The organism is Streptomyces sp. bgisy130 (assembly GCF_057708345.1).
This window is the reverse complement of the sequence record NZ_JBYISA010000014.1, coordinates 159,941-171,744: the sequence shown is the minus strand read 5'-3', so window position 1 is coordinate 171,744 and position 11,804 is coordinate 159,941. Positions and strand designations below refer to the sequence as shown.

The 11,804-nt window shown below is 70.8% G+C and carries 11 protein-coding genes; 5 read left to right on the top strand and 6 right to left on the bottom strand.

The features are described from left to right. Positions 1–100: 100 nt before the first annotated feature. The 5 genes from AC3EUV_RS20445 to AC3EUV_RS20425 all read right to left on the bottom strand — a co-directional run bounded on the left by AC3EUV_RS20445 (position 101) and on the right by AC3EUV_RS20425 (position 6,140). A complete protein-coding gene (locus AC3EUV_RS20445) occupies positions 101–1,834 on the bottom strand; it encodes a PKD domain-containing protein (protein WP_432142854.1) in 1,734 nt (577 codons plus the stop codon). A 319-nt stretch (positions 1,835–2,153) separates the two neighbouring features. After that, positions 2,154–2,768, bottom strand: coding sequence for a GTP-binding protein (locus tag AC3EUV_RS20440; RefSeq protein WP_432142855.1), 615 nt, complete (start codon positions 2,766–2,768; stop codon positions 2,154–2,156). Further along, on the bottom strand, positions 2,716–3,201 hold the full coding sequence (locus tag AC3EUV_RS20435) for a DUF742 domain-containing protein (protein WP_432142856.1): 486 nt from the start codon (positions 3,199–3,201) through the stop codon (positions 2,716–2,718). The genes AC3EUV_RS20440 and AC3EUV_RS20435 overlap by 53 nt, the downstream gene beginning before the upstream one ends. Before the next feature lie 46 nt (positions 3,202–3,247). Further along, positions 3,248–3,679, bottom strand: a complete 432-nt coding sequence (locus AC3EUV_RS20430) for a roadblock/LC7 domain-containing protein (RefSeq protein ID WP_006601854.1) — start codon at positions 3,677–3,679, stop codon at positions 3,248–3,250. 25 nt (positions 3,680–3,704) lie between these two features. Further along, positions 3,705–6,140: a sensor histidine kinase gene (locus tag AC3EUV_RS20425; RefSeq protein WP_432142857.1), complete on the bottom strand. Its 2,436-nt coding sequence runs from the start codon at positions 6,138–6,140 to the stop codon at positions 3,705–3,707. A 497-nt stretch (positions 6,141–6,637) separates the two neighbouring features. On the opposite strand from AC3EUV_RS20425, the gene AC3EUV_RS20420 reads away from it, so the two are divergent. Then, positions 6,638–7,780 carry a substrate-binding domain-containing protein gene (locus AC3EUV_RS20420; protein WP_432142858.1) on the top strand — a complete coding sequence of 381 codons (1,143 nt, stop codon included), beginning with the start codon at positions 6,638–6,640 and terminating at the stop codon, positions 7,778–7,780. A gap of 58 nt (positions 7,781–7,838) precedes the next feature. On the opposite strand, the gene AC3EUV_RS20415 is transcribed toward AC3EUV_RS20420, so the two are convergent. Further along, complete coding sequence (locus AC3EUV_RS20415; protein WP_432142859.1) at positions 7,839–8,510, bottom strand: DUF4142 domain-containing protein; 672 nt, start codon at positions 8,508–8,510, stop codon at positions 7,839–7,841. Positions 8,511–8,720: 210 nt separating this feature from the next. Between AC3EUV_RS20415 and AC3EUV_RS20410 the strand changes: the two genes are divergently transcribed. From AC3EUV_RS20410 to AC3EUV_RS20395, 4 genes are all read left to right on the top strand, one after another. Further along, on the top strand, positions 8,721–9,215 hold the full coding sequence (locus tag AC3EUV_RS20410) for a MarR family winged helix-turn-helix transcriptional regulator (RefSeq protein WP_432142860.1): 495 nt from the start codon (positions 8,721–8,723) through the stop codon (positions 9,213–9,215). Positions 9,216–9,324: 109 nt separating this feature from the next. Further along, complete coding sequence (locus AC3EUV_RS20405; RefSeq protein ID WP_432142861.1) at positions 9,325–9,669, top strand: effector-associated constant component EACC1; 345 nt, start codon at positions 9,325–9,327, stop codon at positions 9,667–9,669. A 4-nt stretch (positions 9,670–9,673) separates the two neighbouring features. Continuing rightward, positions 9,674–10,675, top strand: coding sequence for a caspase family protein (locus tag AC3EUV_RS20400; RefSeq protein ID WP_432142862.1), 1,002 nt, complete (start codon positions 9,674–9,676; stop codon positions 10,673–10,675). Beyond that, entirely contained in the window at positions 10,659–11,804 is a 1,146-nt protein-coding gene (locus AC3EUV_RS20395) for a trypco2 family protein (protein WP_432142863.1), read from the top strand. Before AC3EUV_RS20400 ends, AC3EUV_RS20395 begins: the two co-directional genes overlap by 17 nt.

The following is an 11,804-nucleotide window of genomic DNA, read 5'->3' as shown; positions in this document are numbered from 1 at the left end:
GCGGTGCGGGCGCGGTGCGGGCGCGCCAAGGGGCGGCCCGCTTCTGCGAGCCGCCCCTTGGACGGTGTCCTGCGTTCCTGGTGCGTCGGGCCGTGGGGTGTCAGTCGGCGGTGAGCGCCCGTGGGGCCTCGACCAGGACCTTCTTGCCGTCCGGGCCGGTGATCACGAGCCGTGGCAGCCAGGGGCCGTTGTGGTCGTAGGCGTGGGTGACGGCCGCCTGGTCCGTCTCCTGCTGGGTGCCGTCGCCGAAGTACCAGTGGTAGCGGTATCCGGCCGCGGGTGCCTTGCCGTCCACCGTCACCGACAGGGGCACTTCACGGCCGACGTGCGCGTGGGCGGGGACCTTCAGCTGGGCCCGGGGGCCCTGCCGGGGGAGGTGGAACCACTCGCGCAGGCTCGGGTTGAGGAGGAAGGAGTCGGCGTACTGCCGGGCGCCCTCGATGTCGGGGTGGCCGACGGCCGCGCTCAGACACTGCACCGGAGTGGCGCTGAGCTCGGGGCAGGCCCGTGTGCGCAGCGGGAACGCCGGGTCGGTCACCGGGGTGCTCCAGACCTTGGAGTCCGGGGTGAGGGCGGCATTGTCCACGGTGAAGAGTCCGTCGGCCGCCGTCGCGTACGGGCCGTCCGAGGACGCCTTGTTGGCGGCGGTCGCCGCCTGGCGGTAGGCGGCATCGGCCAGTTGGGTGTACTGCTCGTAGCGCTCGGCCACCCTGCCGAGGGCGCCCTTGCAGGAAAGCAGCCGCCCCGGGGTGATTCCCGGGACCGAGCAGCGCTTCAGCGGGATCGGGGAACTGCTGCGGCTCAGCGCGTAGTAGAAGTCGGCCACGAGCACCTTCGGGTGCCCCGGCAGGGAGTGGGCCATCTCGATCGCCGCCTGCATACCGCGTCCGCCGTATCCGACCTTCGCACCGCTGAAGTAGGGCACGTCCTTCGCCGGGTTCTCCGGGGCCGCGCCCACGCCGGAGCACTCGCGCTTGACCGCCTCGGGCAGGTTCTCCGAGCCGGGGGTGATGCCGACGCCGATGCCGAAGAAGGGGTCGAGGTCGTTGATGCACCCGTTGATCACGACCAGATCGAGGCCGTAGCCGCCCGCCCGTGCCTGTGCGCCCGCCTTCTCCAACTGGCAGAACACATCGGGCATTTGCTGGGTGACCTCGCCGAACTCCATCTCCCCGTCGCCGTCCGGGTCCTGCTTCTCCGTCGTGCGCAGACAGTCCGCGTCCTTGTTGCCCGCGGGCAGCCCGGGTGCGTCGAGCACCGCGCCGGAGATCGAGTAGTCCAGTTGCTGATGGCCCCGGCCGGTCTCCCGGCCGAGCATCTGGCCCGTCAGATAGGGGAACTTCTGGTCGTGGTCCAGGCCCTGCCCCCAGACCACGGAGTCGCCGACGGACGCCACCCGCACCGGGTCGCACCCCCGGCGTATGGTGTCCCGCCAGACCTTGCCGTAGCGGCCGGGCGCCTCGTCGCCGGAGGAGGCGGCGGTACGGGCGTCGATCTGCAAGGCGGTCTCGGTGGCCGGCACCCGGTCGAAGGGGATGTCGAACGTCGCCGTGCCCACACTGGCGTTCATGGCGAGACGCCCGCCGGCCAGCTGCTTCGCCCCCGCGCGCACCCGCCACTCCACGGTCGCTCCGTGCTTCGCCGCGGCGGGGTCGTAGACCTGTACCCGGCCGTGCACGGGGCCGCTGCACACCGGATCCGGCGTCAGGTCCACGTCGAGGACGAGGGGGAACGCCGATCCCGGCAGGGCGCTGGCCTGTGCGACGGCGGGCTGCCCGCCTAGGAGCTGGCCGAGGAGCACGGCGACCGCGCCGACCGCTGCGAAACGCCTCACCGCCCGTGCGCGAGGGGCCGGAGGGGCCACCCCCGGCCCGCACGGCGCGGGCCCCGCGCCGGTGCCCGTCCGCTGTCGCACAGCCCGCCACGACCACCCTAAATTCACGCCAACACCCCTGATTTCGCCGTCATTTCGGTGCGTGCGGAATCAGCTGGATTCCGCATCGGTAGGGATCATGACAGCCGGGAGGGCGGCATGGTCCGCGAGCGGGGTTCCATACCGAGTGAAACTGATCACTTACCTGTAGTTACGGAGTGTGGGTGGGCGCGGCGGGGCCGGGGATCGACACGTCCGCGCCGAGACGCTGGTGCGGGAGTCAGCCCGCCACGGTGTTTTCCGCGCGGGACAGGGCGACTTCGAGTACGACCAGCAGGGCGTCCCGGACCGAGCCCGTGTTGCGGGCGTCGAAGACGACGAGCGGGACGTGGTCGGAGACGTCCAGCGCCCAGCGCACCTCGTCGAGGTTGTGGTGGACCTCGCCGTCGAAGGCGTTGACGGCGACGGCGAAGGGGATGCCCTTGTGCTCGAAGTAGTCGACCGCGGCGTAACAGTCGTCCAGGCGGCGGGTGTCCACGATCACCAGACCGCCGAGCGCGCCCTCGACCACGTCGTCCCACATGAACCCGAAGCGGTCCTGGCCCGGCGTGCCGAAGAGATAGAGCTTCAGCGTCGGGTCGATGGTGATACAGCCGAAGTCCATGGCGACCGTGGTGGTGGTCTTGCCGGGGGTGTGGGTGAGATCGTCGACGCCTGCCGCGACCTCGGTGATGGCGGCCTCCGTGGTCAGCGGCCGGATCTCGGAGATCGAGCCGACGGCCGTGGTCTTGCCGACGCCGAAGCCGCCGGCGATGACCAGCTTGACCGGTAGCGGCGGCTGTTCAACCGCTGTCACGGAGTGTGCCCCGTGAGTCGGGGACGGCACGGAGACCATCGATAACCCTTCGCAGTACGGAAATGTCCTGGGTCGTGCCGGCGTCCGGGACGTGGACCGCCAGATGTCCGGCGGCGCGCAGGTCCTCCGCCAGCACCCGGACCACGTTGAGGTGCAGGCGCAGCCGCGCGGCCAGTTCCGCCACCGACTGCGGCCGTCGGCAGGCGGCCACGATGTCGTGTTGTTCGAAGGCGAGCGACCCCAGGGCGGTGAGCCCGGACGAGGTCGCCACGACCTGGGTCTCGACCGGGAGCGGGGGGCCGGTGCCGCCCCCCGCCACCCGTCCGGCGGTCAGCAGGAATGGCCGGATCGCGGGGGCACGGCCGGCCGGCTCCGACGGGCCCGGAGCGCCGCCCTCCGGCAAGCTCTCGGCCCCGCTCGGACGGGGGGAACCCCCACCCTCGTCCGGCCCTGGTCCGCCGTCCGCCATCATGATCCTCTTCTCAGCACCGGTATCCCGCCTCCGCGGAGTGGAACGGTCAGCGGGCCGGTGTGGCGCCGGCGTTCTTCTTGAGCTCCAGCACCAGCTGGGGGGTGAGCGCGCTGCCGGCCCGGTTGGCGAAGAGGGTCATCTCGTAGGCGATGTTGCCCAGCTTCGCCTCCTTCGAGGTCACCACGCCGAGGACGGCACCGCAGCCGATGGCCGACACCAGGACATGGCCGCCCTCCAAGTCGATGATGACCTTGTTGAGGCCGCCCAGACCGTAATTGCCGGAGGCGCCGGCGGCCAGACTCGTGACACCCGACACGATCGCCGCGAGCCGCTCGGAGTCGGCCTGCTCACGCAGTTGGGAGACCGCGATCAGCAGCCCGTCGGAGGACACCGCGATGGCGTCGACGACACCGGCGGTCTGGGTGGCGAACCGGTCGAGCAGCCAGGTGAAGTCGGCCGCGGCAGCGGTCAGATCCATGGGTTCCGCATGCTCGGAACCGCTCTTACCTGTCGGCGTGTTCACTGCCCGACTCCTTCCGGGGTTGCTGGTGCGTCGAGGGTTCTGAATCCCTCGGCGGCGGAGCACTCTCCTGCTCCGCCCGGCGTACGGCGGCTTCGAATTCGTCGAGTTCCGAACGGACCGCGTCGGCGTCGACCGGCGTACGCACGTCCTGGGCCGCCCGGTCGGGCGGCGGGGCGGTCATGGTGAGCGTCGCGCCCCGGACCCGCCGGCGCAGCGGGCGGGGGGCGTCGGCCGGCTGCGGCCCGTCCCCGGCGTCGGCCTGCTCCTCGTCCGTACGCTGCGGGCGGCGCCGGGGGAGCTCGCCTGGCTGCGACGGCACGGTGGCCTGCCGCTCGGGCGGGGTGGCGGGGGTCCGCACCGGCAGGGGAGTGGCCGGGACCGGCTCGGACTCGCCGGCGGTGGACTCGGGCTCGGGGGCGGTCGGGGGCGCCGACGATTCCCGGTCCCCGGTCACGTCCGCCGCCGGGGACGGGGTGCCGGCGGGCTGCACGGCCAGCAGCAGCGCGGCGGGCAGCCAGACGGTGCCGGTGACGCCGCCGCCCGGCGTACGGCTCAGGGTGACCCGGATGCCCGCGCGGCGGGCGAGGCTGCCGACCACGAACAGGCCGAGGACCTTGGTCGGTACGAGGTCGAGCCGCTCCCGGCGGATCAGCCGGGAATTCTCCTCGTCGAGCCGTTCCGCGCTCATCCCGAGGCCGTGGTCGATGATCTCGATCAGGGCGCCGCCGTCCGCGGTGATGTCGGTGCCGGGCCGGACGACCACCTCGACGGGGGCGTCGGACGGGGAGAACGAGACCGCGTTCTCCAGCAGTTCGGCGAGCAGCAGGGTGAGGTCGTCGACGATGTCGGGTCCGACGGTGACCTCGGTCTCGGACCGCAGGGACACCCGCTGGTAGCCCTCGATCTGGCCGAGCCCCGCCCGGATGACGTTGACCAGCGTGGTCGGCCGTGCCTCCACCTCGGGGTCCCGGATTCCGGCGAGCAGCATCAGACTGTCGGCGTTGCGCTGGAGGCGCACGGCGATGTGGTCGATGCGGTACATCCGCTGCAGGACGTCGGGGTCGGTCTCCTCGCGTTCCACGGCGTCGATCAGCATCAGCTGGCGTGAGGTGAGGTTGCTGACCCGGCGTCCGACGTTGCCGAACATCTCGGCGACGTTCCGGCGGCTGAGTACCTGCCGCTCCAGCAGCGCCGCGGCGGTGACCTGCACCTGGTTGAACGCCTCGGCCAGGTGGCCGATCTCGTCGCGGACCGGGACGGGGATCGGCCGCGGCCGCAGCGGGGCGCGCTCCGGCGCCTCGTCGTCCTCGACCCTGGCGAGTTCCTCGCCGGCCACGTCGACCACCTGCTCGGCGGCGCCGGTCAGGGCCGTCAGGGGACGGACCACCGAGCGCCGGACCAGCACGGAGAAGGTGAGCCAGGAGGTGAAGCCGAGCAGGGCGAGGCCGAGCATCGCCAGCGCGTTGCGCAGGGCGCTCGCGGAGAGGCTGTCGGCCTCGTCGGCGATCTCCTCGATCAGCGACCGGGTGATGTCGAGACGGGCCTCGGCCTGCCGGGTTCCGGCGGCCATCGCCTTGCGCAGCTGCTGCGGGCTCTGGCCCTGGAGGGAGCCGGGGTCGATCTGGAGCTCCGCGAACTGGGCCTCGATGCCGTTCTCCTCGGCATCGCGCGCGATCCCGCCCAGGCGCAGCACCTGGTCCGGGCCGGCGATCCGGCCGAAGCGTTCCGCCTGTTCGTCGTAGAGCTTGTGGGCGCCGACCGCGCGGGTGTACTCGGTGAGCGCGTTGGCGTCGCGGGTCTGGGCGGAGAACACCCCGCTCTCGAAGGCCGCGTGGGCGGCGTCGGCGCGCAGCACCGTGTCGAGAAGGTGGGTGACCGAGGACGACGAGGTGCCGATGAAGCGGTCCAGGCCGATGCCGTCGATCAGGTAGCCGACCGCGGCGGCGTACGCGGGGTCGATACCGGCGGCCGGGACCGAGCCCCGTTCGGCCTTGTCCCGCAGCACCGCGAGGCCCCGGATGTAGGTGAGGGCCCGCGCCTCGTCCTTCGGCAGGCCCGGTCCGAACGCGGACTGGACGGCGGCGACCTGTGCATCGGTCGCCCGCTGCGCCCGGCGGTAGTCGGCGGTGGACGGGAGCGCGGCACCGGGCCGGGCCGACTCCTGTTCCACGGACAGCAGCAGCGCCTGCCGGTGTTCGGCCTGGATGTCGTTGATGAGCCTGGTGACCTGCCCGCTGTCCCGCACCAGCTCCGCGGTCCGGTCGGCGTCCAGGGCCTTGCCCATCTGCGTGGTGACGCCGATGCCCAGCAGTACGCCGACGACCGCGACCGGCGCGATCACCAGCACATTGAGCTTCCGCCGGAACGGCCACCGGTCCAGGAGCGCGCTGGTCTGCGAACGGAACCGCGGCCTCATCGATGAACGCCGGGACCGGTCCGGTTCGTATGGCGGGTCCACTGTGTCCACAGAAACCCAGGCCTCCTTGCGATGTGCTCCTGAGCGGTGACCGAGGTGTTGTTGTTGCCGACCGCCGACTACTGGGGGGAAAGTGACGTTTGCCGATTTCGCTCCGAACGCGAACGAAAAGATTGCGCCACCTGCCCAACCGGGCGTGAACACTACCGCTTGTGCACGGGCATGCAACACAGGACGACCAATAGCCAGGCGGTATTCAATTCTTTGTCATGTTTGGCCCGTTGCCTTCCCTGTGGAGAGCCGTGCCGACCGATGGCATGATTGGCCGGATTCCGCGGGGGAGCGGGGCGCGCGGAGCGGCTCGTTCCGCACCGGGAACGTGTGCCGGAGGGATGCGTCATACGTTCCCGGAGGCGGCTGCTCCGCCGGGCACCGCCGCCCGTAACCTGTCTCCCCCACACCGACCCGTATCCTCATCCCGCCCTGCGAGGAGACCCGTGCACCCCACCCGCAAGGCGGTCGTGACCGCCGCCGCACTCCTGGTCATGGCCACCTCCGCCGGCTGTGAACCCGGCGCCGGCGCCACCGAGTCCCACCGGAACTCCTCCGCCGGGCCCGGATGCCCCACCGCCCTGGCGCGCGCCAAGCAGGCGGTCAAGAAGGCCGAAGCAATCAACGCCCCCTGGCGGGGCCCCACCACCGGACCCAAGGCCGTCCACGGCAAGTCCGTCGTCTACATAGCCCAGACGCTGACCAACCCCGGTGTCGCCGGAGTCGCCCAGGGCGTCCAGGAAGCCGCCAAGATCGTCGGATGGCACGCCCGCACCCTCAACGGCGAGGGCACGCCCGAGGGCCTGCGGGCCGCCTTCAAGCAGGCGCTGCGCCTCAAGCCGGATGGCATCGTCATCGGTGGTTTTGACCTCGGGACGACCCCGGCAGAGGTCAAGAAGGCGAATTCTGAGGGAATTCCGCTGATCGGCTGGCATGCCGCCCCGGCCCCCGGCCCCAGCAAGGATCCGAAGCTCTTCAGCAACGTCACCTCCCGGGTCGAGGATGTCGCGAAGATCAGTGCCGACTGGATCATCGCCCGGTCCAACGGGCGCGCGGGCGTCGTCCTGTTCACCGACGCCACGGTCCCGTTCGCGAAGCGCAAGTCCGATCTGATCAAGAAGGAACTCGCCACCTGCTCCGGCACCAAGCTGCTGAGCTACACCAACATGCCCATTCCCGAGGTCAACCGCCGGTCCCTCAAGGAAGTCCGCTCCCTGCTGTCCCGCTTCGGCCGCAAGTGGACCTACTCCGCCGCCATCAACGACCTGTACTTCCAGCACGCCGCGCCCGCGCTGCGCGCCGCGGGCAAGGACGGCGCCGACGCCCCGTTCAACATCGGTGCCGGTGACGGCGATCCATCGGCCTTCCAGCGGGTCAACGGCAAGGAGTTCCAGACCGCCACCGTGCCCGAGCCGCTCTCCGAACAGGGCTGGCAGATCGTCGACGAGTTCAACCGCGCCTTCACCGGCGCCCCGGACAGCGGGTACGTCGCCCCCGTCCACATCGCCACGGCCGGCAACAGCGGCGGCGCGCTGTCCTGGGACTCCGAGGGCTACCGCCAGGCGTACCGCAAGATCTGGGGCGACTGACGTTCCCCGGCGGGGCGCGCGGCTTCCCGGGCCGCGCCCATGTCCCGTCGGCGGATGGTCACTTGGGGATGGTCGAGGCGACATCGTCCAGTGTCGCCTCGGTGACCAGGCCGGTGTCCTCCAGTACGTCCATGTGGTCCTGGACGGTGTTGTTGGTCTGAGTGGCCAGCCGCCGGATGAGGGTGTTCTTGGTGGTGGCGCGGACCTCGCCGATGGTGATGAAGATCTTGCCGTGCGAAGCGCGGAGCAGGTCCACGAAGAGCTGGTCGAACGCCTGGCCCCGGGCGTCCTTCAACTGGTCCACCCAGCCCTGCTGTTCGGCGCTGGCCTCGTCGGGGATGGGCACGCTCAGCGCCTCGGAGTCCTCACGGGCCAGCTGGTCGAGTTTGCTGTGCCCCTCCAGCAGGTGCATACCGGCGCGCTTGATGGCCTCGCTCGATGCGTGCGTCTGCGCGAGCCGGCCCGCCGGCATCTCCCACAGCCCGGCCTGCCGGACCTTGGTGAGGAAGGTCTTGTCCAGGGCGCTGAGCGGGCCCGCATTACCTCCCTGAGGCCCGGCCGGGGCCGCGTTCGCGGCCGGCAGATGGGCCGAGTGCGACTCTTCCGCGGAGCTGTTTCTCTGGGCGAGCCACACGGATACGCTCGCGATGACCGCGAGAAGAGCGACCGCGCCGGCTATCAGACGGCCACGGTTCGAGTTGGACTGGGCTTTCCGCGCATGAGATTTCATCGTGCCTCCTGAGTGCGCGCGAGGGTCGCCGGAGCGCTGTCGCCCATGGGGCTGTTGGGGCACGGTCACGCTAACGTTTGCATTGAGCAAAGAAGGCGATTCAGTGACGATGCGCAAATCCCTGGGGCGTCTGGCGACGATGAGCTACCATGCCGCGCCTTCCGGCGTCTCGTGACGACGCGGGAAGAATCCGGGCGGTAGAAAGGGGAGATGGCGGAGCGCATGACCCCCACGGGGGGCACGGATGATGTGGATGCGGTGACCCAAGCGGTGCTCACGGCGTCGAGGCTGCTGGTCGCGGTGTCCGCGCGGTCACTCGGCGAGGTGGAGGAGCGGGTGACACTGCCGCAGTTGCGGATGCTGGTGGTGCTCTCCACACGAGGCGCCACCAAGCTCGTGACCCTCGCCGAGCTCCTCCAGGTCGCCCCGTCGACCGCGATGCGCATGGTGGACCGGCTCATCACGGCGGGTCTGGCGCTCCGTCAGGCCAACCCGGACAACCGGCGCGAGACCATGCTCCAGCTCACCGACGAGGGGCGGCGCACGGTCGAGGAGGTCACCGCCCGCCGCCGCGCGGAGATCAGCGCCATCGTCGAACGCCTCGCTCCCGCGCAGCGGGCCTCGCTCATCGAGGCGCTCACGGCGTTCAACGAAGCGGGCGGCGAACCACCCGTGGACGCGGCGGAGGCGCACCCCCTGGGGTGAGGGGCAGGGGGCCGGGTTCGTGAACGTCTTCGATGCGGCAAAGTGCCGTCCGGGCGCACCGCCGGGCTCTATGCTCGGACCACATTCGCCCGCGGACCGGAGGCCCCCTGTGCAGATCACGATCCGGTGTGAAGGTGCCGACACCGCAGGGGAGTTGGCCGCGAGCCTCCATCAATGGCTGCTCGACGAACCGGACGCCCGCCGGCATGCCGAGGTGCGGCTGGTCGGCGCCGCACCGGTCGAGGGCGAACTGGGATATGTCCTCGATCTGGTGCAGCTGATCGTCAGCTCCGGCTTCAGCGCGGGCTCCCTGGGCTACACCGTCGCCCAGTGGAAGAAGATGAACGCCCCGCAGCTGGCCATGAGTTTCGAGCGGAACGGCCGGACCGTGACGGTCAGCGGGACGGACGCCGAGGAGATCGCTCGCGTCATCCGGCAGCTTGACGAAGAGTGAAGCATTGGCCCGTTTGCCGCGGTTCGACGCCTCGTATGCCTTGCTGATCGGGGTGTCGGAGTACCAGGACCACGAGTTTCCCGAGGTGCCGGCCGCGATCCACAATCTGGCGGGACTGCGCAGTGTGCTCGCCCCGTCCGACGGTGGAGGCTTCCCCCGCGAAAAGTGCCGGATGGTCGCCAACCCGCGGACGGGCGAGGGGATGCGGGTCGCCATCAAACGGGCGGCCGAGTCCGCCACCGACGTACTGCTGCTCTACTACGTAGGCCACGGCTGGAAGGTCGACGGCGACCTCTATCTGGCCTCCCAGTCGTCGAGCCCTGATTCGATCGAAACCACGGGGCTGGCGTACAAGACGGTCCGCCGGCTGGTCCGGAGCTCCCCGGCCGCGATCCGGATCATCGTCCTGGACTGCTGCTTCAGCGGGGTCGCCACGGGACTGCTGAGTGGCGCGGGCGACCTGCGCCTCAGCCCACCCGAGGTCGAGATCCCGCTGGACGAGGAGCTGCCCGACGACCATGCCGACGGTGTCTGTGTGATCGCTTCCAGCGGCCCCAACCAGCCGTCCCAGGACTCGGACGGGGCGGATCACACGGCCTTCACCGGGCACTTCCTCGCCACGCTGAAAGCCGCCACCCGGGCAGCTGAAGTCCGTGATCTGGAAGCGGTGTTCGACGGGACGAAGGCGGCGATGGTGTCCGCGGAGCTCCGGCATGCGCCGCTGATCTCCTCGATGGGCGGGGCCCGCAGGCTTGCGCTGGTGAAGCGCTTGACGGCCGTCGATCCCGTTCCCGTCGCGGTGCCGGAGGCCGCGGTCGTACGCCATCCGACGGCGGCGGACAAGCCCGCGGCCGCGGTGGCGGTCGCGCCGCAGGGCGACGGGCCGGCCAAACTCATGAGCTGGCACACCCCGGTGGGCAGTGCGGACATCTTCGATTCCGCGCTGGCACTGACGCTGCTGCAACAAGCCATGGCAATGGGGGGTGACGATGAGCACGCCGGATAGGAAGCGGAGCGGGGAGCTCGACCGGCTGCGCGGACAGGCGGAGGAAGACTTCCGGACCTATGGCCCGCAGCTCGCGGACCGGCTCCTGACCGCCTGCCAGCGGCTTCGGGCCGCCGGTGAAGGAGAGGAAGCCCTCCTCATCGCGCAGGAAGCGGTGGGGATCCACCGGGAACTCCTCGACCGCTACCACTCCGCCGGCACCGGGCTGGCGCACGCGCTGCTTCAGCTGGGCCTCTGCCTGGCCGAGGTCGGGGCGGCCGAGGAAGCGGTCGACGTGTTGCAGGAGTGCCTCGTGCTCACCGATCTCCTGCCGGCGTCCTTCCGGCCGCCCGCGCTGCGGCTGCGCTGCAACGCCCTCGAATGCCTTGCGCTGATCCTCGGCTCGTCGGGCCGCACGGCGGAGGCAGTCGCCGCCTCACACCGGGCGATCACGGGCTACCGGGAGCTCTTCGCGGAAGACCGGAGCGTGGCGCCCGAGCTGGCCCGTGGCCTGCACAACCTCGCCACCCTGCTGGCCGCCGGGGCCGAGTGGGAGCAGGCCCTGGTCCCCCTGGAAGAGTCCCTGGCGATGTACGACCGGCTCTCCGCAGGGGGCAACACGGCGCTGGCGGCGGAGCGGAGCCGGGCCCAGCAGTTGCACGCCGTACTGTCGGGAGGAGAGGGGGAGACCGGGGACGTCGCGGGCGAGGCGCTGTCCGCTTACCACCAGGCGGCGGAGGCCGATGCGTACTCGGCCACCTCGGGGCTGGCCAGTATCCCGGCGCATGTAGAGATCAATCGTGTTGAATCCGTCGACCACGTCGCACAGCCACACAGAGAGCAGCGGAGCATGGACCGGAACCGGATTGACCTCACCGAAGCGGTGCAGGCCGTACGCGACGATCTGCGCGCGGCCACCGAATCGTTCGACGGCGGTGACCTCCAGTTCGACATGGGACCGATCGAGCTGGAATTCACCGTCGAGCTGGAGCGCGACCCCCGGGCACGGTCGGGTGTCCGCACCTGGGTGGTCACGGACGCCGGCGCCGGGAAGATGGTGACGGCAGCCCCCACCAGGCACCGGCTCAAACTCACGCTGACGCCACGGCAGCTCGCCTACCGGAGCGTCGATGTTGCGGACAGGATGTAA

Coding starts and splice junctions, on each gene's coding strand:
- AC3EUV_RS20430 (WP_006601854.1), bottom strand. CDS start 3,679: ATGGATCTGACCGCTGCCGCGGCCGACTTCACCTGGCTGCTCGACCGG.
- AC3EUV_RS20425 (WP_432142857.1), bottom strand. CDS start 6,140: ATGAGGCCGCGGTTCCGTTCGCAGACCAGCGCGCTCCTGGACCGGTGG.
- AC3EUV_RS20395 (WP_432142863.1), top strand. CDS start 10,659: ATGAGCACGCCGGATAGGAAGCGGAGCGGGGAGCTCGACCGGCTGCGC.
- AC3EUV_RS20415 (WP_432142859.1), bottom strand. CDS start 8,510: ATGAAATCTCATGCGCGGAAAGCCCAGTCCAACTCGAACCGTGGCCGT.
- AC3EUV_RS20410 (WP_432142860.1), top strand. CDS start 8,721: ATGGCGGAGCGCATGACCCCCACGGGGGGCACGGATGATGTGGATGCG.
- AC3EUV_RS20435 (WP_432142856.1), bottom strand. CDS start 3,201: ATGATGGCGGACGGCGGACCAGGGCCGGACGAGGGTGGGGGTTCCCCC.
- AC3EUV_RS20440 (WP_432142855.1), bottom strand. CDS start 2,768: ATGGTCTCCGTGCCGTCCCCGACTCACGGGGCACACTCCGTGACAGCG.